General features: G+C 59.8%; 24 protein-coding genes. 14 read left to right on the forward strand and 10 right to left on the reverse strand.

Annotated features, from left to right (window positions below; translation table 11 throughout):
* Nucleotides 1-212 precede the first annotated feature (212 nt).
* Together TU73_RS29020 and TU73_RS17490 are read left to right on the forward strand one after the other, a co-directional pair.
* Complete coding sequence (locus tag TU73_RS29020) at nt 213-572, forward strand: hypothetical protein (protein WP_156421240.1); 360 nt, start codon at nt 213-215, stop codon at nt 570-572.
* A 240-nt stretch (nt 573-812) separates the two neighbouring features.
* Nucleotides 813-1,064 (forward strand): DUF6124 family protein, encoded by a 252-nt coding sequence (locus tag TU73_RS17490; protein ID WP_057013267.1) that lies wholly within the window; start codon nt 813-815, stop codon nt 1,062-1,064.
* 74 nt (nt 1,065-1,138) lie between these two features.
* Here the strand turns inward: TU73_RS17490 and TU73_RS17495 are convergent, their stop codons facing one another.
* From TU73_RS17495 to TU73_RS17510, 4 genes are all read right to left on the reverse strand, one after another.
* A complete protein-coding gene (locus tag TU73_RS17495; protein ID WP_057013268.1) occupies nt 1,139-2,365 on the reverse strand; it encodes an MFS transporter in 1,227 nt (408 codons plus the stop codon).
* 238 nt (nt 2,366-2,603) lie between these two features.
* Nucleotides 2,604-2,891, reverse strand: coding sequence for a NadS family protein (gene nadS / locus TU73_RS17500; protein WP_003189536.1), 288 nt, complete (start codon nt 2,889-2,891; stop codon nt 2,604-2,606).
* Nucleotides 2,892-2,893: 2 nt separating this feature from the next.
* The gene (locus TU73_RS17505) at nt 2,894-3,208 is read right to left on the reverse strand and encodes a type II toxin-antitoxin system RelE/ParE family toxin (protein WP_057013269.1); all 315 of its coding nucleotides are present in this window, start codon (nt 3,206-3,208) and stop codon (nt 2,894-2,896) included.
* A gap of 106 nt (nt 3,209-3,314) precedes the next feature.
* A complete protein-coding gene (locus TU73_RS17510) occupies nt 3,315-4,256 on the reverse strand; it encodes a LysR family transcriptional regulator (protein WP_057013270.1) in 942 nt (313 codons plus the stop codon).
* A gap of 157 nt (nt 4,257-4,413) precedes the next feature.
* Here TU73_RS17510 and TU73_RS17515 point away from each other — a divergent pair, with 157 nt between their 5' ends.
* The 3 genes from TU73_RS17515 to TU73_RS17525 are packed head-to-tail and all read left to right on the forward strand — an operon-like array spanning nt 4,414 to nt 8,020.
* On the forward strand, nt 4,414-5,730 hold the full coding sequence (locus TU73_RS17515; RefSeq protein WP_057013271.1) for an MFS transporter: 1,317 nt from the start codon (nt 4,414-4,416) through the stop codon (nt 5,728-5,730).
* Nucleotides 5,731-5,741: 11 nt separating this feature from the next.
* Nucleotides 5,742-6,971, forward strand: coding sequence for a Zn-dependent hydrolase (locus tag TU73_RS17520; RefSeq protein ID WP_057013272.1), 1,230 nt, complete (start codon nt 5,742-5,744; stop codon nt 6,969-6,971).
* An 11-nt stretch (nt 6,972-6,982) separates the two neighbouring features.
* Complete coding sequence (locus tag TU73_RS17525; protein ID WP_057013273.1) at nt 6,983-8,020, forward strand: histone deacetylase family protein; 1,038 nt, start codon at nt 6,983-6,985, stop codon at nt 8,018-8,020.
* Nucleotides 8,021-8,038: 18 nt separating this feature from the next.
* Here the strand turns inward: TU73_RS17525 and TU73_RS17530 are convergent, their stop codons facing one another.
* Both TU73_RS17530 and TU73_RS17535 read right to left on the reverse strand, forming a co-directional pair.
* Nucleotides 8,039-8,392, reverse strand: a complete 354-nt coding sequence (locus TU73_RS17530; protein WP_057013274.1) for a type II toxin-antitoxin system RelE/ParE family toxin — start codon at nt 8,390-8,392, stop codon at nt 8,039-8,041.
* Nucleotides 8,389-8,793, reverse strand: a complete 405-nt coding sequence (locus TU73_RS17535) for a ribbon-helix-helix domain-containing protein (RefSeq protein ID WP_078820595.1) — start codon at nt 8,791-8,793, stop codon at nt 8,389-8,391. The genes TU73_RS17530 and TU73_RS17535 overlap by 4 nt, the downstream gene beginning before the upstream one ends.
* Nucleotides 8,794-9,003: 210 nt before the next feature.
* Here TU73_RS17535 and TU73_RS17540 point away from each other — a divergent pair, with 210 nt between their 5' ends.
* A complete protein-coding gene (locus TU73_RS17540; protein WP_043046437.1) occupies nt 9,004-9,906 on the forward strand; it encodes a LysR family transcriptional regulator in 903 nt (300 codons plus the stop codon).
* Here TU73_RS17540 and TU73_RS17545 read toward each other — a convergent pair.
* Nucleotides 9,898-10,656 (reverse strand): substrate-binding domain-containing protein, encoded by a 759-nt coding sequence (locus TU73_RS17545; protein ID WP_057013275.1) that lies wholly within the window; start codon nt 10,654-10,656, stop codon nt 9,898-9,900. The genes TU73_RS17540 and TU73_RS17545 overlap by 9 nt on opposite strands.
* On the reverse strand, nt 10,656-11,960 hold the full coding sequence (gene tcuC / locus TU73_RS17550) for an MFS transporter (RefSeq protein ID WP_057013276.1): 1,305 nt from the start codon (nt 11,958-11,960) through the stop codon (nt 10,656-10,658). The genes TU73_RS17545 and tcuC overlap by 1 nt, the downstream gene beginning before the upstream one ends.
* Before the next feature lie 196 nt (nt 11,961-12,156).
* Here tcuC and TU73_RS29170 point away from each other — a divergent pair, with 196 nt between their 5' ends.
* The 7 genes from TU73_RS29170 (at nt 12,157) to TU73_RS17580 (ending at nt 19,075) form a co-directional block, all read left to right on the forward strand.
* A complete protein-coding gene (locus TU73_RS29170) occupies nt 12,157-12,300 on the forward strand; it encodes a hypothetical protein (protein ID WP_167347569.1) in 144 nt (47 codons plus the stop codon).
* Nucleotides 12,301-12,831: 531 nt separating this feature from the next.
* On the forward strand, nt 12,832-13,554 hold the full coding sequence (locus TU73_RS17555; RefSeq protein ID WP_057013277.1) for a GntR family transcriptional regulator: 723 nt from the start codon (nt 12,832-12,834) through the stop codon (nt 13,552-13,554).
* A complete protein-coding gene (locus TU73_RS17560; RefSeq protein ID WP_057013278.1) occupies nt 13,551-14,339 on the forward strand; it encodes an SDR family oxidoreductase in 789 nt (262 codons plus the stop codon). Before TU73_RS17555 ends, TU73_RS17560 begins: the two co-directional genes overlap by 4 nt.
* A gap of 67 nt (nt 14,340-14,406) precedes the next feature.
* Nucleotides 14,407-15,339, forward strand: a complete 933-nt coding sequence (kce, locus tag TU73_RS17565; protein WP_057013279.1) for a 3,5-dioxohexanoate:acetyl-CoA acetone transferase — start codon at nt 14,407-14,409, stop codon at nt 15,337-15,339.
* A gap of 78 nt (nt 15,340-15,417) precedes the next feature.
* Nucleotides 15,418-16,296 (forward strand): SMP-30/gluconolactonase/LRE family protein, encoded by an 879-nt coding sequence (locus TU73_RS17570; RefSeq protein ID WP_057013280.1) that lies wholly within the window; start codon nt 15,418-15,420, stop codon nt 16,294-16,296.
* Nucleotides 16,297-16,370: 74 nt separating this feature from the next.
* Nucleotides 16,371-17,693 (forward strand): MFS transporter, encoded by a 1,323-nt coding sequence (locus TU73_RS17575; protein WP_057013281.1) that lies wholly within the window; start codon nt 16,371-16,373, stop codon nt 17,691-17,693.
* A 56-nt stretch (nt 17,694-17,749) separates the two neighbouring features.
* On the forward strand, nt 17,750-19,075 hold the full coding sequence (locus tag TU73_RS17580) for an MFS transporter (RefSeq protein WP_057013282.1): 1,326 nt from the start codon (nt 17,750-17,752) through the stop codon (nt 19,073-19,075).
* Here the strand turns inward: TU73_RS17580 and TU73_RS29175 are convergent.
* Nucleotides 19,030-19,206: a hypothetical protein gene (locus TU73_RS29175; RefSeq protein ID WP_164486643.1), complete on the reverse strand. Its 177-nt coding sequence runs from the start codon at nt 19,204-19,206 to the stop codon at nt 19,030-19,032. The genes TU73_RS17580 and TU73_RS29175 overlap by 46 nt on opposite strands.
* Nucleotides 19,207-19,335: 129 nt before the next feature.
* On the opposite strand from TU73_RS29175, the gene TU73_RS17585 reads away from it, so the two are divergent.
* Nucleotides 19,336-20,268, forward strand: coding sequence for a LysR substrate-binding domain-containing protein (locus TU73_RS17585; protein ID WP_057013283.1), 933 nt, complete (start codon nt 19,336-19,338; stop codon nt 20,266-20,268).
* 16 nt (nt 20,269-20,284) lie between these two features.
* Here TU73_RS17585 and TU73_RS17590 read toward each other — a convergent pair whose 3' ends face one another.
* Nucleotides 20,285-21,226 carry a LysR family transcriptional regulator gene (locus TU73_RS17590; protein ID WP_057013284.1) on the reverse strand — a complete coding sequence of 314 codons (942 nt, stop codon included), beginning with the start codon at nt 21,224-21,226 and terminating at the stop codon, nt 20,285-20,287.
* Nucleotides 21,227-21,360: the final 134 nt, after the last annotated feature.

Here is a 21,360-nt window from a genome sequence, read left to right on the forward strand (position 1 = left end):
AAATACCAACCTTGGTTAACTGCGCACGAGAAGAGCGTGGAGGGAACAACTAAAGCGAGGGCGAGGGCTGAACCGAAAGTGAAATATAGCCGAAAACCTGCAAACTGAAGAATGCCTCGAATCAGACGAATGCCTCGAACGTCGCTCACCCTACAATCCTTTACCTTCCGGTTGAGACACGCAACCTTCAGAAGGTTTATTCAGACTGACCAATGGCACTGCTGCGCCTGAACGGTTATCTGATTTTTCCAAAATCCGCTCATCTGTTGATCCTACTTCTGGCCTTCGGCTTTGCCGGGCGCTTTTTATCAGTTTCCTTTACCGTTTCCCTTGGTCTTTTCTTCGCCTCTTGCTCGGTTACGTATTCACCTGTGACCGCATCGCGATATCTCGTTGGCATATCAGCACCCTTGACAGTGTGTCGCCACGGCGGCGACCTTTTTGAGACTAGCTCGCAGGCTTATGCACACAAGGTTCCTGATGGGGATTCTGGTTACCAAGCTTTTCCGAAACAGGTGCTTACGCTATGCAGGTTCGGCAGTTTTCGAGCAGGGTTGCGTTGGCTGGGGTAGGGCGCTAACCTTCCGCCGTCGCCCTCATGGCGACCGGTTTTGACAGACTGATTTACAGGTGTACGACCTCCATGCGATTACAGGCTTTTCTGCTGTGACGTCGTTTTATGGCGGCTGTGCGTGGGGCATCTTCGGGTGCGCCGGGTCCTGTATACCGGTCTGTCAACCCGCGCATAGCTGCCACCTGATCTTGTTTGACAGCGGGATGTGGCAGCTCCCATTGCATACAGGAGCTACACAATGAGCAATCTCGATTCTGATTCCGCGTTTCCCCCTCGGAAAATATTCCATGTAGGTGCAGATGTCGGCACCGAAGAAGCCCTCACCAACGCCACCGAAATCCTCTCATCCGCCCTTCAAACTGCCTATCAATGCGCCGAAGATCCGGACAGCACGCAGTCGCCCGTGATCATGGCTCTGGCTCAATTGATCGAAAACGCGCAGATGTTGGTGGATGCCGTTCTCGAGCGTGATTTCCCCACGGCCAAATAAATACCTGCCCCCTGAAACGAAAAAAAGCCTGCTGAACTCAGCGCTCAGCAGGCTTTTTTGCGGATGCAGTCCGGTCAGGCAGGCTGTGCCACCAGGTTATTACTGACCTTGCGCCCCAACACCAGCACGGTCGCAAACCCGAACCCCACCAACACCGTGGCCAGGCTCAACAACACCGAGCTGCCCAGTTGGTCGACAATGCGCCCTCCAAAGAACGAGCCCAAGGCAATGATCACCTGGAACAGCGCGACGAACAGCGGCATGCCCCGTTCCACGTCCTTGGGGGCGACGACAAACATCCAGATACTGGCGCAGGCCGGGAAAGCTCCGAAGGCGAAGCCCCAGAGGGCGATCAACATCGCCGCGCCGGTCATGCCGGTGGCGAAGTAGGGGAACAGCGCGGTGCTGGTGCCGATCATCAGCGCGACCAGCAACAGGGTGTTGCGTACGCTGCGGTTGGCGGCAAAGCCGGCGAAGATATTGCCCAGCACCCCTGCCACGCCATACAGCAACAACAGTGAGCCGATTGTTGGGCCGTCAAAGCCGGAACTGTGTTTGAAAAACGGTGCGACATAGGTGTACGCGGCAAAGTGTGCCAGGCCGATCAGCAGCACGGCGATCAACCCGACCCGTGCTTGTGGGTTGATAAACAAAGCCGGCAGGTCACGGATCTGAATGGCTTTCTCGGGGGTGAGTCGCGGCAGCAGAAAGATCTGCGCCAGCAGCACCGGAATGCCCACCAACGCCGTGACCAGAAAGGTCATGCGCCAGCCCATCAGGCCGCTGAGCCAGGTACCCACAGGCACGCCCAGAACGGTGGCCAGGGTCACGCCCATCATGATGATCGAGGTGGCTTTCGCAACCCCAACGCCTTTGGGCGCCAGCCGCCCGCTGAGGGCAATGGCCGTGGCCCAGAAGCCGCCGATACTGATGCCGAGCAATACGCGGCCGAACAGCAGCAGGCTGAAATCGGTGGCAAAGGCCACCACCGAGTTGGCGATGATCATCACCAGTGTCAGGCCAATCAGCAGATAACGACGGTCCATGGCGCCAATGCTGACCGACAGAAACGGCGCGGCGAGGGCGGCCATGATGCCGGGCAATGTCACCATCAATCCGGCGTGACCGGCACTGATGCCCAGGTCGCTGGCGACGTCGTTGAGTACGCCCACCGGCAGGAATTCACTGGTCACCAGGGCGAAGGCACCCACAGCGACCGAAAGAATCGCCAGCCACTGCTGTTTGAGGCTTTGTTGATTATGTTCGGGAAGCCCGCTAGGGGCCTGGCTCGCGCTTGGCATGGGATTGGGTTCCGGGAGACTTTTCGCCTGAAGCCAGGCGGGGAGGGAATTTGGAGTGATTATAGAAATCAGTGCTGGCAATCGGTCAGGCGCTCGTTTCGATAGTAATCATCAGTGCTATCGATGTGAGGTTCAAAGAGCCCGACTCAGCAGCACAAACAAAAAAACCCAAAGCTGAGTCAGCTCCGAGCTTTGCCTGTTATGACGATGTATAAGGTGCAGTGGCAGAGTGTTATTTTTAGCTAGCCAACGCATTCAGTACATGGACTGGGTCATTATGGATAGCTTTTAACAATGCCTTTGCTGGTCCGGTAGGTTCACGACGACCCTGCTCCCAGTTACGTAACGTGCCAAGTTGCACATCAATCAGCGCTGCGAATTTGGCCTGGGTCAGCCCTGTCGCCTTACGGATCTCTTTGACTCGCATTGAATCAACATGGAATTCACGAGAAGGTTCGCGTTCTCCGCGCAGGATCTCGTTCATCTCTTGAACGCTTTCCATCAGTTCATCAAAAAATCTGCTCATCGCTATCTCCAGTGCTCAATCGCAGCCTTCAGTGACTTGCGCTCGTCGGCGGTCAAGTCCTGCTGTCCATTTTTGGGATAGATCATCAGTAGAACAATCTGTGATGCCGAGACGAAGTGGTAGTAGATCACGCGCGCCCCGCCTCGTTTACCATGGTTCTTGGCTGCTATTCGTATCTTGCGGACTCCACCCGTACCTTCGACCACATCGCCGGCAGAAGGATTCACGACAAGTACGTTCTGAAAAGCCATGTAGGCATCCTCGTCGATCAACTCCTTAACGCGACGGGTGAAGACTGATGTCTCTATGAAAATCATCGCTAATGTACGCCATTGGCTTAGTTCGCTGCAATCCTAGCCGTGCGTGCTTCTGCGTGCATCCAGTGAGTTGTAACTGCTTTTTGACGCACTCGAATGTTGCCAATTATTGGTCCGCCAACCGACCCAAAAGACACTCAATAAACACCCCCTCCGCCCGGCTCATCTTCTGCTCCCGGTTCCACAGCAAGTGAATATCCACATCCGCAATTCCCTCATCTGGCGGCAACCGCCACAACAGCCCGTTCTTCACATCGTCCGCCACCACATGAATGGGCAAACACCCCAAGCCAAACCCGGCAATCACCAAACGGCGCACTTCTTCCAGGCTGGAAGATGACGCCACGATCCGCCCGCTGAACCCTTGCTGATCGCGGAAAATCGTCAGCGGCGAGAGCATTCCGCCAATCTGGTCGCTGGTAAAACTTACAAAGTTTTCCGACTGCAAATCCCCCTCGGCCAGGCCTTTGCGCCCAAACAATGGATGGTGTTTTCCACAAAAAAACGCGTAGCGCTGACGCAGAAACAGGTGCTGTTCCAGGCGTGGCTGGGGTCGACGATTGAGACTGAGCCCCAGGGACGCGGTTTTTTCCAGCAGGGCGGCGACGATGTCGGAGCTGCGCATCACTTCGACTTCCAGATCGACCCGCGGATGTTCGCGATGAAAACCTGCGAGAAAGTCATCGAAGGTGTCTGAGTTGATGCGGCTGATCATCAGCAAGCGCACCTTGCCGATCACCTCATCACCGGGCTTTTGCAGGGCGTTGCTCATCTGCGACACCTGGCCATACATCTCACCGGCAATCGCGAAGATATGTTCACCCGCCTCGGTGAGCACGAAGCGCGGGCCACGGCGCACGATGAGTTGGCAGTCGAGTTGCTCTTCCAGGCGCTTGAGCGCCTGGCTGACGGCGGGTTGCGTCAGGTGCAGGCGCGCGGCGGCGCGGCTGATGCTCAGTTCCTGGCCGATCACGCGGAAGGTGCGCAGCAGGTTCCAGTCCAGGCGGTCGTTGAGCAGCGGATGAATATCGCGACGGGATTCGGGCATGGCATCGCTCGATAATAAGCAGGATTTATAATCAAGATAATAAATAGAAAATTGACTAATCATAGCCTGGAGCCGAAAAATCGGTCTTAACAAGCGCCACCAGAGCGCACCGGTTCGACCTTCTCCTGCCAAAAAAATAACCAAAGGAGCCAGCCCCATGAAGCCTTCCGCTTCGCCGCAGCCTCGCCGTGCCGCGGCCGCCGCTTTTATCGGCACCATGATCGAGTGGTACGACTTTTACATCTATGCCACCGCTGCGGCGCTGGTGTTCGGTCAGCTGTTTTTCCCCTCCGACGATAAGCTGTTCAGCACCATGGCTGCGTTCGGCACCTTCGCCGTGGGTTTTTTCGCCCGGCCATTGGGCGGCATCGTGTTCGGCCATATCGGTGACCGTATCGGCCGCAAAAAATCCCTGGTGATCACCCTGGTCATGATGGGCGTGGTCACGGTGTGCATTGGCCTGTTGCCGACCTATGCACAGATCGGTGCTGCTGCGCCGGTGCTGCTGATTCTGTTGCGAGTGGTGCAGGGCATTGCGGTGGGTGGCGAGTGGGGCGGGGCGGTGTTGATGGCTGGCGAGCATGCGCCAAAGGGGCGGCGTAATTTCTTTGCGTCCTTCGCGCAGTTGGGTAGCCCGGCGGGTTTGATCCTTTCCCTGCTGGCGTTCAGTGCGGTGACCCGTTTGCCCGAAGAAGACCTGCTCAGTTGGGGCTGGCGTCTGCCATTTCTGGCCAGCGCCTTGTTGTTGGTCGTTGGCCTGGCGATTCGCTTGGGTGTGAACGAGTCGCCGGAGTTCCTAGAAGACAAAACCCTGGCGGAAAAGGCCCGCGCCATTAAAAAGGACCAAGCCCCCGTACTGCAAGTGCTGAAAACCGCTTGGCGCCCACTGTTGTTGTGCATTGGCGCCAACACCCTGGGCATTGCCGGCGTGTATTTCACCAACACCTTCATGATTGCCTACAGCACTCAACAACTGAGCCTGCCGCGCTCGCTGATTCTGGAATGCCTGTTCTTCGTCGCCATCATCCAGTTCTGCGTTCAGCCACTGGCCGCCTGGGTGGCGGAGAAGGTCGGCGCTACGCGGTTTCTGTGCGCCATGTGCGTGCTGGCAATGGCCTCGCCGTACCCGATGTTCGTGTTGGTCAGCAGCGGCCAGGCGCCCTTGATCGTCCTCGGCATTGCCCTGGCGGTGGTGTGCATGGCGTCGTTCTACGCAGTCATCGCAGGTTTTGTCAGCGGCCTGTTTGAAACCCGCGTGCGCTACACCGCGATCTCCCTGGCTTATCAGGTATGCGGCGCATTGGCCGGTGGCCTGACACCGTTGATCGGCACCTGGCTGGCCCATCAGTACCAAGGTCAATGGTGGCCGATGGCAGTGTTTTACAGCGTGATCGCGGCGGTCTCCTTGGTGTGCGTGCTGGCCTTGTCCCGCCGCCATGCCACGGCCCACCGCCTGGAAATGGCACACAGTTGAGGAAGTCAGCAATGTTGAAGATTAATGGCCAGCGCCTGTGGGCCAGCCTGATGGCCATGGCCGAGATCGGCGCGACCGCACGCGGTGGCAGCTGCCGCCTGGCATTGAGCGCCGAAGACAAGGCCGGCCGCGAGCTGTTCAGTCACTGGTGTAAAGCCGCTGGCCTGACGTTGAGCGTGGATGCCATCGGTAACCTGTTCGCCCGTCGCGCGGGTACCGACAATAACGCCGCCCCGGTGATGATCGGCAGCCATCTAGATACCCAGCCCGAAGGCGGGCGCTTCGATGGCGTATACGGCGTATTGGCGGGGCTGGAGGTGATCCGCAGCCTCGACGACTACGGCGTCCAGACGCACAAGCCCCTGGAAATCGCGGTGTGGACCAACGAAGAAGGCGCACGTTTCACCCCGGCGATGCTGGGCTCGGCGGTCTTCACTGGCACCCTGGCGCTGGACAAGGCGCTGGCGACCACCGACGGTGATGGCATCAGCGTGGCCGAGGCGTTGCGCACCACCGGCTATAACGGTGAGCGTGCATTGGGTGGGGCGGTGGACGCGTATTTTGAAGCGCATATCGAGCAAGGCCCGATCCTGGAAGACAACGGCAAAACTATCGGCGTGGTGACCGGCGGCCAGGCGATTCGTTGGCTCGATGTGCGAGTCGAAGGCATGGCAGCCCATGCGGGCACCACGCCGATGGCGCTACGCAAAGACGCGTTGTACGGCGCCGCAAAAATGATCCAGGCCCTGGAAAACCTCGCCGCCGATTTTGCCCCGCATGGCCTGACCACCGTGGGTGAGTTGAGCATCGTCAAGTCGTCGCGCAACACCATCCCTGGTGTGCTCGACTTCACTGTCGATCTGCGCCATCACCGCGACGCCGATATCGACGCCATGGAGCAGCAAGTGCGCGCACGCCTGCAGGCGATAGCCGACAACCGTGGCCTGAGCGTGACCATCACACCGCACTGGATCAGCCCGGCCACGCCGTTCGACGCGCAATGCGTGGCCTGCGTACAAGCGTCGGTAGACGCTCTGGGCTACAGCCAGCAGGCCATCATCAGCGGCGCCGGCCACGATGCCATCCACCTGGCGCGCTATTGCCCGACCGCGATGATCTTCATCCCCTGCGTCGGTGGCCTGAGCCACAACGAAGCCGAAGACGTCTTGCCTGAAGACGTGCGCCAGGGCACTGATGTATTGCTCAACGCCGTGTTGAAACGCGCCGGCCGGGTTCAGTAAGGAATATTCTTATGCGTACATTCTTTCACCCCGAACAACTGTTGCATCACCCACGCAGCTACTACTCTCGTGGCCAGATGCGCACGCCTCAGGAGGTCCCCGAGCGTGCGCGCAACCTGCTGCTGGCTGCGCGAACCCTGGGCTTTGATATCCAGCAACCGGTCGACTACGGCATGGCGCCGCTGCTCGCCGTACACGGCGCGGCATACCTGGATTTTCTCCAAGAGGCCCACCAGCGCTGGAAGGAAATTCCCGAAGACTGGGGCGACGAAGTCATGTCCAACATCTTCGTACGCGAGCCCAACGCCCTGCGCGGCATTCTTGCCCAGGCGGCACGTTATCTGGCCGATGGCAGCTGCCCGATCGGTGAGCTGACTTGGCGCTCGGCGTATTGGTCAGCCCAGAGCGCGGTTGCCGCTGCCCAGGCGATCCTCGATGGCGCACCTGCCGCCTACGCCTTGTGCCGCCCACCGGGTCATCACGCCCGCTTCGATGCGGCGGGCGGCTTCTGTTACATCAATAATGCGGCGGTGGCTGCGCAGGCGTTGCGTCAAGGCTTCCAGCGCGTCGCGGTACTCGATACCGACATGCACCACGGTCAAGGCATCCAGGAGATTTTCTACCAGCGCGATGACGTGCTCTACACGTCGATCCATGGCGATCCGACCAACTTCTATCCCGGGGTGGCGGGCTTTGCCGAAGAAAAAGGCGATGGCCCAGGCTTAGGATTCAACCTCAACCTGCCCATGCCCCACGGTGCCAGCGAAGCGCTGTTTTTCGAAAAGCTGGAATTGGCCCTGGCAGCGGTGAAGGGCTTTTCGGCGGATGTGCTGGTGTTGTCACTGGGCTTCGATATTTACGAGCTGGACCCGCAAAGCAAGGTCGCGGTGACGCGGGAAGGATTTGCGCGGCTGGGGCAGTGCATTCGAGGGCTGGGGTTGCCGTGCTTGATCGTGCAGGAGGGGGGGTATCACCTTGAGACACTGGATAGCAACGCGCAGGCGTTTTTCAGTGCGCCAGCGGCTTGGGAGAAACTATCAGTCGATTAAGCGCTAAAAGCCTGCCGATCAGTTTTCAGCAGGCTTTTCATCTATCAATGAGCAGTCGTTCCCCTCACCTTGGAACAGCGCCGTGTAGTTTTGCCCGCCATAAAATACCCCCACTATCGACACCGTTTCGCAATCAGGGCTCACCCTGAACGCGATGATGGTGCTGCGACGATAATGCGTGATGCGTAAGTCGGTAAGCAGGTCGTCACGGCGCGTGCCACGCAAGGGGAACAGGGCGAGGCTTTCACAGTAGCTGACGAGTTTGTCGATAAACCGCGTCGCTACCAAGGGGGAGCTGGCATCGCAGATGTAATCCTCCAGGGCATCGAGTTGCGTCAGGACTTCAGGCGAAAAAACCACCGAGTAGCTCACGCGTTCCCGATGCCTTTGCGCTGACGCCTGGCTGCCATATGTTCGCGAACCTGTTCTGCAGATAACCCGAGCTCAGGCTGTGCCTCAAGAGCGGTCGCTGCCGGGATGACTTCGTCCCTCAGCCAATCTTCCATGGCACGGTCACGTGCCAGCAGCACCCGCAATCCGTCGCGAATCACTTCGCTTTCGCTGGCATATTCGCCGGCAGCCACCTTGGCTTTGACCAGGGCCGCCATTTCAAGGGGCAAAGTGATGCTCATTTGCTGGGTTGAGCGCATTGGGATGTCCGCCAGAAGTGAGTAGGATTCAATCCTACTTGACCATTGGCGCGATGCAAGAAGCAACTGATCAATGCCGATCTCCGGCGTCTCGTCGTCCATCCAGAAGGGGTAGGTTTGCATGGGGTGCCGCGTCTCCAGTTGTGTGGGTCAGGCCGCAAGTATTGACCCGTTTTGGCGATCGCGTGGCCGTGGGTGGCCGATAAGCTGCTCAAATGTATGACTTGATATCTGTAACAGGATTATCTCGGTAGAGCCTTCCCGACTCGCATGGCATCCCATCGGTTCCCATACGATAATGCTCGTCACCCCGACCACTTTGGCCCGCCTCCCGTGATCATCAATTTCGACCTCAACGACCTCCAAGCCTTCCGCGCCGTGGTAGACAAGGGCAGTTTCCGTGGCGCCGCCGAGGCCATCCGTATCTCGCAGCCGGCCCTCAGCCGGCGTATCGAGAAGCTTGAATCCGCCCTGGATGTAAAGCTGTTCGAACGCACCACACGGCGGGTCAGCCTGACCATGGTCGGTCGTGCATTCTTGCCCCAGGTGGAGCGCATGCTCGATGATCTGGACATCGCCCTGATGGGCATCAGTAATGTCGCGTCGACGCGCATGGGCAATGTCACCATCGCCTGTGTGCCATCCACCGCGTATTACTTCATGCCCCATGTGATCTCCGAATTCCACAAGCTGTATCCGAAGATTCGCCTGCGGGTGCTGGATGCCAGTGCTGGTGAGGTGAGCAATGCGGTGGCCAGTGGCGAAGCGGATTTTGGTGTGAGTTTCAGCGGCAGTCTGGCCGATGAAGTGGAGTTCGAGCTATTGCTGCAGGAGCGTTATGTGCTCGCCTGTCGTCGTGACCATCCGCTGGCCGCACGTGAGAGCGTGACGTGGACCGAAGCCTACGAACACGACTACATCACCGTGGACAAAACCTCGGGCAACCGTTTCCTGCTCGACCAGGCCCTGCGTGGCGTGCGCGTGAAAAAGCCGAGTATCTGCGAGACTCACCACGTGACGACGATGATCGGGCTGGTGGAGGCGGGATTGGGCGTGGCGATGGTGCCGTCGATTGCGATGCCGGCGTGCGAACACCCGATTCTGGTGAGTGTGCCCCTGGTAGAGCCTCAGGTGATGCGCAACGTAGGCTTGATCAAGCGCCGCGGGCGGACATTGCCGCCAGCGGCGCTGGAGTTGGAGCGATTGGTGCGGGAGATGCCGTTTCGGTCAGCGTGATACCGAGTCCAGGCCGGTGGATTGCACCACCGGTTGAGCTTGCGGCGAGGCCATGAACTGCAGCAGCGCCTTGGCCTCGTCGGGGTGTTCGGCGTTGACCGGAATGCCCGCCGCAAAGCGTGTCACCGATTGCACGTCTTCCGGGATCTTGCCGACAAACGTCACACCCTTGACCGGCAACAATTCAGCCACCTGTTGCAAACCGACTTCGTAGTCACCCTTGGCCACCTGTTCGCCCACCGGTACGCGCTCGATCATGGTGCCCTTGGCCGGCATGCCGAGTTTCTTGAACAGCTCCTTCTCGACATACACACCGCTGGCACTGTCCGAATACGCCACGGATTTAGCCTTGCTCAGCACGGCCTTGAGTTCGGCATCGGTATTGATCGCAGGTTTTGCCGCGCCTTCTTTCACCACCAGCCCAATCCGCGAATCGGCCAGTTCCACGCGGGACGCGGGGTCGACCTTGCCCTGTTTGATCAGTTCGTCCAGTGCGTAGCCGACCATGATCACCACATCGGCATGTTCGCCACGAGCCAGGCGGTTGGGAATCGCTTCCGGCGCCTTGCCCATGGAGGGGCCGAGGATGGTGTCGAGGGTGTCACCGCTTTGCTTGGCGTATTGCGGGCCGAGCAACTTGTAGGCAGCGGTGAAGCCACCAGAGGTCATTACCTTGAGTTCTTCGGCCTGGGCCGCCAGCGTCAGGGCGCCAAGGGCGAATGCCGCCAGGGTTTTGAGTAGAGTCTTCATCAAACGGCCCCCTGCATGACCTGCCCGCGAGTATTAGCCCGGCGATACAGCGCCAGGGTCGAGCACAGGGCGCACAGCGCGGCGAACATCATCCAGTAGGCCGGCGAGGCCTTGTCTTCGGTGATGTGAATAAACCAGGTGGAAATCGCTGGCGTGAAGCCACCGAAGACCGCGGTTGCCAGGCTATAGGCCAGGGAGAAACCTGCTACGCGCACTTCCACCGGCATGATTTCGGTCAGCGCCGGGATCATGGCGCCGTTGTACAGGCCGTAGAGGAAGGAGAACCACAGCAGGGTTTCCAGCATATGGGCAAAGCTAGGCGCGTTGACCACGTAGGACAGCGCTGGATAAGCGGTAAGCACGGTGAGCACCGTCATGGCGATCAGCACCGGTTTGCGGCCAAAACGGTCGCTCAAGATACCGCCGATCGGCAGCCAGAAAAAGTTAGACACTGCCACCAGCAAGGTCACCAACAGGGCATCGGAAGTGCTCAGTTGCAGCACGGTCTTGCCGAAGGTCGGTGCATATACGGTGATCAAGTAGAACGCGGTGGTGGTCATGGCCACCATCAACATGCCGCCGATGACCACGGTCCAGTTCTTCACCAGGGTCGCCATCACTTCACGCATGGTCGGACGATGCTTGCGGTTGGCGAACTCTTCGGTCTCCTCCAGATTGCGACGCAGCACAAAGATAAACGGAATGATCACGCAACCGACGGCAAACGGAATACGCCAACCCCAATCGGCCACCACCGCCGGTTCCATCCAAACGTTCAGGCCATAGCCGAGGGCGGCTGCGACCACGATGGAAATCTGTTGGCTGCCCGACTGCCAGCTGGTGTAGAAACCCTTGCGGCCCGGAGTGGCCATTTCGGACAGGTACACCGACACGCCACCCAGCTCCGCACCGGCTGAGAAGCCTTGCAGCAGGCGGCCCAACAGCACCAGCAGCGGTGCCCACAGGCCAATGGTTTGATAGCTCGGCACCAGCACGATCAACAGCGTACCGCTGGCCATGATCGACAAGGTCACGATCAAGCCTTTGCGACGGCCCACGTCATCGATATAGGCACCGAGAATGATCGCGCCCAGTGGACGCATCAGGAAACCCGCGCCGAACACGGCAAAGGTCATCATTAATGACGCAAACTCATTAGCGGCCGGGAAGAACGCGGCAGCGATATAGGTGGCGTAGAAACCGAACAGGAAGAAGTCGAACTGTTCGAGGAAGTTGCCCGAAGTCACGCGGAATACCGCACCGATTTTCGAGCGGGCAGCGTCGGGCCGGGAAGGGCTAGTCATGGTTTTGTGTCTCCAGCGTTCTTTTTAAAGTGCTTGTTTCGCTTAAGACTGGGGATAGTGGCTGACACATTTAGAAATGATAAGTGACAAATTTGGATGGATTAATGTGTGTGGGCTATCAATTGGCGTGCTCCGTTCAAAAAAACCTGCCTGTTCTATGCTGCAGGTGTGACCAATCGAACGGAGGTAGGTGGGAATGAGTAACGAACAGAAAAGACCGGAGGATCAAGCGCACGAACAGCCCCGGCAGCGGGAGGAAGAAAAACCGCAGACCTGGAAGCACCCCGATGATGGAACGGAGCTTTCAGAGCGAGACCAGGAGCGTCCGCTCAAGCCCTGAACCCCATTAACAACGCGGTAAGGAAATGTGGGAAGGGGCTTACCCCGATGGCGGCCTCAGGGCCGACCAAGATGTTGGACTTTGATCGAGTACATATCCGTTATTTAGGTAACGGCCACTATAGGTTCCGCCCTTACGTGAACTGCCCCACCACTCGGCACCTCGCCCAGGCTCGGTGTGCCCGTAATCCACCATGGATTTGGGGGGTAAACCGGCATCCCTGCCGGTTTACCCCCCAAATCCCTGTCGAATTCCGGCCAGCGTGGTTTAACGGGGCGCTTAAGATCAAAAACACAGCGAGGCGGCCTTATAGCCGACCTGATCGTTGAAACTTGCGCGTACCCCTGTGGGAGCGGGCTTGCCCGCGAAGGTCGTTAACGATGACGCGGGAAACCAGAAGAACGCGGCGTTCTCAGGTTTTTCGCGAGCAAGCTCGCTCCTATGTATACCCTTTCAAAGGGAAACTATTTGACATATTTGATTTGTGATCACATATTGAGGCCATAAGAACCACAACACAGGTTTTACCTCATGTCCGATGGACCGCTGCTCCTGCCCACCCTGCGCCAGGTGTCTCGCGATACCTTGCAAGACCAGGTCTACCGCCAGATCCGCGAAGCGCTGATGAGTGGCCGCTTTCAACCCGGCCAGAAACTCACCATCCGCGGACTCGCCGAAGCCCTGGGTTCCAGCCCCATGCCGGTACGCGAAGCGCTGCAACGCCTGAGCGCCGAAAACGCCTTTGAAGTCACCGAAACCTCCCGTCTGCGGGTACGCCTGATGACGGTCGAACGCCTGCGTGAAATTCGTGATACGCGAGTGGCGCTTGAAGGTTTGCTGGCGGAAAAGGCCGTGCTGCTCCTGCAGAAACATGACCTGGATGAAATCACCGACCTGTGCCGCCAGATGCAACACGCCGCCGATGAGGTCGACGTGTCCCGTTACCTGTGGACCAACTTCGCCTTTCACCGGCGCATTTATGCGGTGGCCCAGGCCGAACTGACCATGGCTGCGGTGGAAAACTTCTGGCTGCACATGGGCCCGTGTTTTGCCCTGGTCGCACCGGATAAAGCCCACCTGCAACGCTCGATGGAGGCGCATACGCGCATCGTCGACGCCCTGGCCGCCCGCGATGGCGCCGGCGCACGGGCAGCGGTGACCGATGACATCATGCAGGCCGCCGACTCCCTGGCGCGCCTGCTCGTCAAGAACGACCGCGCGCGGTCGTCTGTTTCAGGAGGTAAACGTGCATGAGTGTCCTACAACGGCTGCAGCCTTATCCCGGGTTACGTGTGTTGATTTCCGGCGGGGCTGCCGGCATTGGCGAAGTGTTGGCCGCGGCGTATCTGGAAGCCGGCGCCCAGGTGCATGTGTGTGATGTGAGCGAGCCGGCCCTGGCGGCGTTTCGCGATAAGTACCCGGGCTCCGTCGCTACCCGCGCCGATGTCAGCGATGCCGCGCAGATCGAGGCGGTGTTCAAGGTGCAGCACGAGCACTTTGGTGGTCTGGATGTGTTGGTCAACAATGCCGGTATCGCCGGGCCTACCGGCGGCATCGACGCGATCAGCGACGCCGAATGGCAGGCCACGATTAACATCAATCTCACTGCGCAATACCGCTTCGCCCACCACGCGGTGCCGATGCTCAAGGAATCGTCCCACGGCCATTTGCTGCATATCGCCTCGGTGGCCGGGCGGCTTGGCTACGCATGGCGTACCCCTTATGCGGCGACCAAATGGGCCATCGTCGGCCTGATGAAATCCCTGGCCTCGGAGCTGGGCGAAAGCGACATCCGCGTCAACGCCTTGCTGCCCGGGATTGTCGAAGGCCCGCGCATGGACGGCGTGATCCGCGCCCGCGCTGAACAGGTTGGCGTGCCCGAAGCCGAGATGCGCCAGGAATACCTCAACAAAATTTCCCTCAAGCGCATGGTCACCGCCGAAGACGTGGCAGCCATGGCCTTGTTCCTCTGTTCGCCCGCCGCCCGCAACGTGACCGGCCAGGCGATCAGTGTCGACGGTAACGTCGAGTACCTGTAGGCCAAGGAAGAACACAGCGCGCTGTACCCAGGATTTTTTTCATAAGAATAAAAGTCGGAGAATCGTCATGTCCAAAAATCGTCCTGTCATCATCACCTGCGCCGTGACCGGTGCCATTCATACGCCGTCGATGTCACCGCACTTGCCCATTACCGCTCAGGAAATTGCCGACGCCGCCATCGGCGCTGCCGAAGCCGGCGCGGCGATTGTGCACCTGCACGCCCGTGACCCGCTTGACGGTCGCCCCAGCCAAGACCCGGCGCTGTTCGCCGAATTCCTGCCGCAGATCAAGGCGGCCAGCGACGTGGTGATCAACATCACCACCGGCGGCGCGCCGACCATGGGAGTGGAAGAACGCCTGCAACCGGTGATGCAGTTCAAACCGGAACTGGCTTCGCTGAACATGGGGTCGATGAACTTCGGCCTGTACGAAATGCTTAACCGCTTTACTGAATTCCAGCACGACTGGGAGCGGCCTTACCTGGAGGAGAGCGACGACCGGATCTTTCGCAACACCTTCCGCGACATTACCCACATCCTCAATGCCTGCGCCGAGAACCGCACCCGCTTTGAAATCGAGTGCTACGACATCGGCCATCTCTATACCGCCGCCCACTTCCTGGAGCGCGGGCTGCTCAAGCCGCCGTTGTTTATCCAGTCGGTGTTCGGCCTGCGCGGCGGCATCGGCGCGCACCCGGAAGACCTGGCGCACATGCGGCGCACCGCCGACCGCCTGTTTGGCGACGACTACGTGTGGTCGATCCTCGGTGCCGGGCGTGGGCAGATTCCGCTGGCGACCATGGGCCTGTCCATGGGCAGCAACGCCCGTGTTGGCCTTGAGGATTCATTGTGGGACGGCCCGGGCAAGTTGGCAGCGTCGAATGCCGACCAGGTGAGGCGCATCCGCACGGTGGTCGAAGCCCTGGGCCATCGGGTTGCTACCCCCGATGAAGCGCGGGAGATCCTCGGGCTCAAGGGGCGTGACCAGGTCAATTTTTAGCCCTGCTCTTTTATCCAGAGAACGGCCGCGTCTTGGCGTGGCCGGCATCCCGCACAACAACAATAAGGGGATAACACCATGCGTATCGAAGTGCTTGTGGACGTCAAGACTACCCTGGGCGAAGGCCCGGTGTGGGACGTCGAGCAACAACGCTTGTACTGGATCGACAGCGCCGACGGCCGCATCCTGCGCTGCACCGATGACGGTCGCGAGTTGCGCGCCTGGGACGTTGGCCAGAAGATCGGCTCCATGGCGCTGCGCAGAGATGGCAGGGCGGCCATCGTCGCCCTGCAAAATGGCGTACACAACCTCGACTTGAGCAGCGGCGACCTCACGCTGGTCATCGACCCTGAGCCTCATCTGCCGAACAACCGCCTTAACGACGGCAAGGTCGATCGCCAGGGCCGTTTCATTTTCGGCTCCATGGACACCCTGGAAGACAACGCCAGCGCCAAGCTCTACCGCCTGGATGCCGACCTGAGCCTGCACACCCTGGACGAAGGTATCATCGTCTCCAACGGCCCGTGCTGGAGCCCATCCGGGGAAACCCTGTACTTCTGCGATACCTGGTCCGGCGAAGTCTGGGCCTATGACTACGACTGCGCCAGCGGCAATGCGAGCAACCGTCGTACGTTCGCCAAGGTCGACACCAGCAGCGGTGGCGCCGCCGACGGGTGCACCGTGGATGCAGAGGGCTGCCTATGGCAGGCATTGGTCTATGCCGGGCAACTGGTGCGCTATACCCCCGACGGCCACGTCGACCGCATCATCCAGATGCCGGTGAAAAAGGTCACCAGCCTGACCTTCGGCGGGCCCAACCTCGACACCCTGTTTGTGACTTCAATGGCCAAGCCACCGCTGCCGCGCTTCCCGGGTGACGGCCAGCAGCGCGGTGCGTTATTCGCCATCAGCGGTCTGGGCGTGCAAGGAATAGCCGAGCGACGGTTCGCCAGCTAGCGCGTTTTTTTCAACAAGGCACATTCCTTTCGCAACCTGTATCAGTGCGCGCCCTCGCGCGCCTGGAGAGGCCCATGGCAAGTTTAAAGAAAGCGTCGCTGCGCAATATCCACCGGCATTCCTGGGTATCGCTGCTGGTCTGCTGGATGATCTGGATCCTCAACGCCTACGACCGCGAGATCGTCTTGCGCCTGGGGCCGACCATCTCCAAGCATTTCGATTTATCCGCCGATCAATGGGGCAGCGTGGCTACGGTGGTGATGCTCGCCCTGGCCCTGTTGGACATTCCCGGTTCGATGTGGAGCGACCGCTACGGCGGCGGCTGGAAGCGTGCGCGCTTCCAGGTGCCGCTGGTACTGGGCTACACCGCTATCTCGTTCCTGTCCGGGTTCAAGGCATTGAGCGGTAACCTCGCCACCTTTATCGCCTTGCGGGTTGGCGTCAATCTGGGGGCGGGTTGGGGCGAACCGGTAGGTGTGAGCAACACTGCCGAATGGTGGCCGGTGGAGCGTCGTGGCTTTGCCCTGGGGGCGCACCATACCGGTTACCCGATTGGCGCGATGCTCAGCGGCATCGTCGCCAGTTTTGTCATCACGGTGTTTGGCGAGGACAACTGGCGGTACGTGTTCTTCTTTGCCTTTGTGGTGGCCTTGCCGCTGATGATCTTCTGGGCGCGGTACTCCACCGCCGAGCGCATTACCGCGCTGTATGTCGATATCGCCGCCAAGGGCATGACCCCGCCCAACAATGTCGCAGCCAGCACGGTCAAGGGCGAGGCCTGGCGCACCTTTGTCGCGACCTTGCGCAACCGTAATATCGCGCTGACGGCGGGCAATACCCTGCTCACCCAGGTGGTGTACATGGGCGTCAATATCGTGTTGCCGGCCTACCTCTACAACATTGTCGGGCTGTCGCTGGCGGAGTCGGCTGGGATGAGTGTGGTGTTCACCCTCACCGGCATTCTCGGGCAACTGGTGTGGCCGTCGCTGTCGGACATCATTGGCCGGCGCACCACGCTGATCATTTGCGGCCTGTGGATGGCGGCGAGTGTCGGTGCGTTCTATTTCGCCAATACCCTGACCCTGATCATCGTCGTGCAATTGCTGTTCGGCCTGGTGGCCAATGCGGTGTGGCCGATTTACTACGCCGTGGCCTGCGATTCGGCCGAGCCCTCGGCCACCTCCACCGCCAACGGCATCATCACCACCGCGATGTTTATCGGCGGTGGCCTGGCGCCCGTATTGATGGGCAGCCTGATCGCCATGGGCGGGGGGTGGAGCACCTTGCACGGCTACACCGTGTGTTTCTTCGTGATGGCCGGTTGCGCCCTGGGCGGCGCGTTGCTGCAACTGTTTTCCCATCGCTCCCAGGCCATGGCCGTACAACTGGAACCCTAGAACAACATTGATGCGCCCCCCAGCCAGGCTGGCGGGGCGCCAGGAGGAAGTGCCCGATGAATACCACTACCCCGGCCCGCGAACCGCAGGCCCTGAACAAACTGATGTTCGCCAAACTGATGCCGCTGCTGATCATCGCCTACATCCTGAGCTTCCTGGACCGCACCAACATTGCCCTGGCCAAGCATCATCTGGACGTCGATCTGGGGATTTCCGCCGCCGCGTACGGGTTAGGCGCCGGGCTGTTTTTCTTGACCTATGCACTGTCGGAAATCCCCAGCAACCTGATCATGCACAAGGTCGGGGCGCGCTTCTGGATCGCCCGCATCATGGTGACCTGGGGCCTGATTTCGGCGGCGATGGCGTTTGTGCAGGGCGAAACCTCGTTCTATGTCTTGCGCTTGTTGCTGGGCATCGCCGAAGCCGGGTTGTTTCCCGGGGTGATGCTGTACCTGACCTACTGGTTCAACCGCGAACAGCGGGCGCGAGCCACCGGTTATTTTCTGCTCGGCGTGTGTTTTGCCAACATCATCGGCGGCCCTGTGGGCGCGGCCTTGATGCGCATGGACGGCCTGCTCGGCTGGCACGGCTGGCAGTGGATGTTCCTGCTTGAAGGCTTGCCCGCCGTGGCGTTTGCCTGGGTGGTGTGGCGCAAGTTGCCGGACCGCCCGAGCAAGGCGCCGTGGCTGTCGGTCGAAGAAGCCCGCGGTATCGAACAGCGGATCGCCGTGGAAACCGACGAAGGTGCCGGGGAGGGTGGTCACTCGTTGAAAAACTGGCTGACGCCGCAAATCCTCCTGGCGATCTTCGTGTACTTCTGCCATCAGATAACCATCTATACCGTGATCTTTTTCCTGCCGAGCATCATCAGCCGATACGGTGAGCTGAGCACCATGAGCGTCGGTCTGCTGACTTCGTTGCCATGGATAGCGGCAGCACTCGGTGCGGTACTGATCCCACGCTTTGCCACTACCCCCGGGCGTTGCCGTCGATTGCTGGTCACCGGGCTTCTGACCATGGCGCTGGGACTGGGCATTGCGTCGGTGTCGGGGCCGGTGTTCAGTCTGCTGGGCTTTTGCTTGTCGGCGGTGATGTTCTTCGTGGTGCAGTCGATCGTGTTTCTGTACCCGGCTTCGCGCCTCAAGGGCGTGGCGTTGGCGGGCGGCTTGGGCTTCGTCAACGCGTGTGGGTTGTTGGGCGGCTTTGTCGGGCCGTCGGTGATGGGCGCCATTGAGATGAGCACCGGTAATGCCATGAACGGCCTGAAAGTGATTGCCGTGGTGTTGGTGGTGGCCGCATTGTCGGCATTACGCCTGCGCCAGGGCCAGGAGGCCCCTCACACCAGCAACGAGGTCGGAAACCCGGAAGCCAGCACCAGGTAAGCCACCACCGCCGCCAGGCATAAACCGACAAAAACGCGCAGCAAAGTCCTGGCGGTGGGGTGGACGATGAATTTGATGGCCCAGAGCAAAACCCCGCTGAGCAGGATGCTTAAGGCGAAAATGACCAGCACGGCGGTGTACCTGTGACCTTAAAGAGCTGATTTATAGTCCCAAAGCCTGCGGATGAACAGTGCGCACATAGACGCAGCCCCGCTGCCTTTCTAAACTGCGGCTTGTCTTGGGGAAAGGGGCAGGCGCCGATGAATCGCAATGAATTACGCAAGGCCGATATCAACCTGATGGTGGTCTTCGAAGCGCTGATGCTCGAGCGCAATGTGACGCGGGTGGCCGAGAAGCTGTTTCTTGGCCAGCCGACTATCAGCTCGGCCCTCAACCGCCTGCGCACCCTGTTCAATGACCCGCTGTTTATTCGCGTCGGCCATCGCATGGAGCCCACGGCCCGCGCCGAGGAAATTATCCAGCACCTGTCGCCGGCCCTGGATTCGCTGTCATCGGCCCTGAGCCTGACCCACGACTTTGACCCCTCCATCAGCACCATGACCTTTCGCATCGGCCTGTCCGATGATGTTGAGTTCGGCCTGCTGCCGCCGTTGCTGCGGGCCTTGCGCCAGGAAGCGCCCCAGGTGGTGTTCGTGGTGCAGCATGTGGATTACTGGCGTATTCCGGACCTCCTGGCTTCCGGCGATATCACCGTCGGCATCACCCAGACCCGCGGCCTGCCGGCGAATGCCAAGCGTAAGCTGTTGCGGCATATCCGCCCGTGTCTGTTGCGCGCCGATGCCTCGGACACGCCGCTGACCCTCGACGAATATTGCGCACGGCCCCATGTGCTGGTGTCCCACACTGCCAACGTGGCCGGGTTTGCCGACGAGTGGCTGGCGGAGGTGGGCCGCAAGCGCCATGTTGTGCTCTCGGTGCCGCAATACAGCTCGCTGCCGGCGTTGCTTGCCGGCACCGACATGATCGCCAGCCTGCCGGACTACACTGCCCAGGCCATGGCCGCCAGCGGGAACCTGTTCTGCGAGCCGTTTCCGTTCCAGACCCCGACCCTGGACTTGTCGATGGTCTGGCTCAGCCATGTCGACACTGACCCGGCGGAGCGCTGGATGCGCTCGCGGCTGGAGGCATTCATGAGCGACAAGCTCCCAGCTCCAGGCTCAAAGCAACTGTAGAGGCTGCTTGGCGCTTTCAACTTGCAGCTTGCAGCTGTTCCTCGCACACCCTCACCACTTGCTCACGAAACCAGGTATTGGCCCTGTCCTGCCCACTGGTTTCATTCCATTGCATATCCAGGGTGAAACCCGGCAGGCCATTGGGGGCTTCGCAAACACCGAACGTCGGCGCCGCTGCCAGCAATTTCTGCACGCGACGGGGCAGGGTGAGGATGAAGTCGGTGCCGGCAATCATCTTCAACGCCGCGCTGTAGCTGTTGGCCCGCGCGATCACCTGGCGCTTGCGGGCCTGCCGGGCGAGCCAGCCGTCGATCATGTTGGTGTCGGAGGTCCACGGCGTGGGAAATACATGGCGTCGCTCAACGTAGGATTGCAGGCTGAACGCCGGCTCACGGGGCGCCGAGCGTTGGTCAAATACGCAGACCAGGTCGTCTTCGAGCAGCATCTGTGTCTTGAAGTCCTTATGCGCGCGGTGAAAGTGCGGACCAAAGCAGATCACCAGGTCGAGGCGACCTTCACGCAAGTCGTCGGCAGGGATATCGGTTTCCAGTTTTTGCACATTGACGATCACCGGCAGGTCGGCGCGGTCGAAGTGCTTGAGCAGACGCGGCAGGATCAGTTGTTCGAAATATTCCGGGGCGCACACATTGAAGGTCACCGCCTGTTGGGTCGGGTCGAAAGCCTGGCCACCGGCGTGACACAGGTTGATGCTTTCCAGGATCTTCTGCACATGCCCGTACATGGTGGTGGCCTTGTACGTAGGGCGCATGCCCGCCCGCGTGTTGATAAACAGCTCATCCTCAAAGCTGGTACGCAGCTTCTTCAGGCTATAGCTCACGGTGGACTGGCTGACGAACAGCGTCTCGGATACATCGGTAACGCTGCTCTGGTCGTAGACGGCGATGAACACCATCAGGTCCTGCATGTCGAGCTTTCTGAGCAAGTTACTGTTTAGCATCGGTTTCGTCCGTAAACCCTTTGTACCGAACTCAGTACAAGACTGGGCAAAATGTTAACGGAACGCTCGTACCAATAGAAAGCTCTGTAGCCTCCTTCAATGTTATGTGTGGGACAAATAATGTTTGCAATACG

The sequence above is a fragment of the Pseudomonas libanensis genome, from assembly GCF_001439685.1.
Taxonomy (GTDB): domain Bacteria; phylum Pseudomonadota; class Gammaproteobacteria; order Pseudomonadales; family Pseudomonadaceae; genus Aquipseudomonas; species Aquipseudomonas libanensis.

Coding starts and splice junctions, on each gene's coding strand:
- TU73_RS17560 (WP_057013278.1), top strand. CDS start 13,551: ATGAGTGTCCTACAACGGCTGCAGCCTTATCCCGGGTTACGTGTGTTG.
- TU73_RS17525 (WP_057013273.1), top strand. CDS start 6,983: ATGCGTACATTCTTTCACCCCGAACAACTGTTGCATCACCCACGCAGC.
- TU73_RS17575 (WP_057013281.1), top strand. CDS start 16,371: ATGGCAAGTTTAAAGAAAGCGTCGCTGCGCAATATCCACCGGCATTCC.
- nadS (WP_003189536.1), bottom strand. CDS start 2,891: ATGAGCAGATTTTTTGATGAACTGATGGAAAGCGTTCAAGAGATGAAC.
- TU73_RS17510 (WP_057013270.1), bottom strand. CDS start 4,256: ATGCCCGAATCCCGTCGCGATATTCATCCGCTGCTCAACGACCGCCTG.
- kce (WP_057013279.1), top strand. CDS start 14,407: ATGTCCAAAAATCGTCCTGTCATCATCACCTGCGCCGTGACCGGTGCC.
- TU73_RS29170 (WP_167347569.1), top strand. CDS start 12,157: ATGAGTAACGAACAGAAAAGACCGGAGGATCAAGCGCACGAACAGCCC.
- TU73_RS17490 (WP_057013267.1), top strand. CDS start 813: ATGAGCAATCTCGATTCTGATTCCGCGTTTCCCCCTCGGAAAATATTC.
- TU73_RS29020 (WP_156421240.1), top strand. CDS start 213: ATGGCACTGCTGCGCCTGAACGGTTATCTGATTTTTCCAAAATCCGCT.
- TU73_RS17515 (WP_057013271.1), top strand. CDS start 4,414: ATGAAGCCTTCCGCTTCGCCGCAGCCTCGCCGTGCCGCGGCCGCCGCT.
- TU73_RS17585 (WP_057013283.1), top strand. CDS start 19,336: ATGAATCGCAATGAATTACGCAAGGCCGATATCAACCTGATGGTGGTC.
- TU73_RS17495 (WP_057013268.1), bottom strand. CDS start 2,365: ATGCCAAGCGCGAGCCAGGCCCCTAGCGGGCTTCCCGAACATAATCAA.
- TU73_RS17590 (WP_057013284.1), bottom strand. CDS start 21,226: ATGCTAAACAGTAACTTGCTCAGAAAGCTCGACATGCAGGACCTGATG.
- TU73_RS17520 (WP_057013272.1), top strand. CDS start 5,742: ATGTTGAAGATTAATGGCCAGCGCCTGTGGGCCAGCCTGATGGCCATG.
- TU73_RS17545 (WP_057013275.1), bottom strand. CDS start 10,656: ATGAAGACTCTACTCAAAACCCTGGCGGCATTCGCCCTTGGCGCCCTG.
- TU73_RS17555 (WP_057013277.1), top strand. CDS start 12,832: ATGTCCGATGGACCGCTGCTCCTGCCCACCCTGCGCCAGGTGTCTCGC.
- TU73_RS17580 (WP_057013282.1), top strand. CDS start 17,750: ATGAATACCACTACCCCGGCCCGCGAACCGCAGGCCCTGAACAAACTG.
- TU73_RS17535 (WP_078820595.1), bottom strand. CDS start 8,793: ATGCAAACCTACCCCTTCTGGATGGACGACGAGACGCCGGAGATCGGC.
- TU73_RS17570 (WP_057013280.1), top strand. CDS start 15,418: ATGCGTATCGAAGTGCTTGTGGACGTCAAGACTACCCTGGGCGAAGGC.
- tcuC (WP_057013276.1), bottom strand. CDS start 11,960: ATGACTAGCCCTTCCCGGCCCGACGCTGCCCGCTCGAAAATCGGTGCG.
- TU73_RS17505 (WP_057013269.1), bottom strand. CDS start 3,208: ATGATTTTCATAGAGACATCAGTCTTCACCCGTCGCGTTAAGGAGTTG.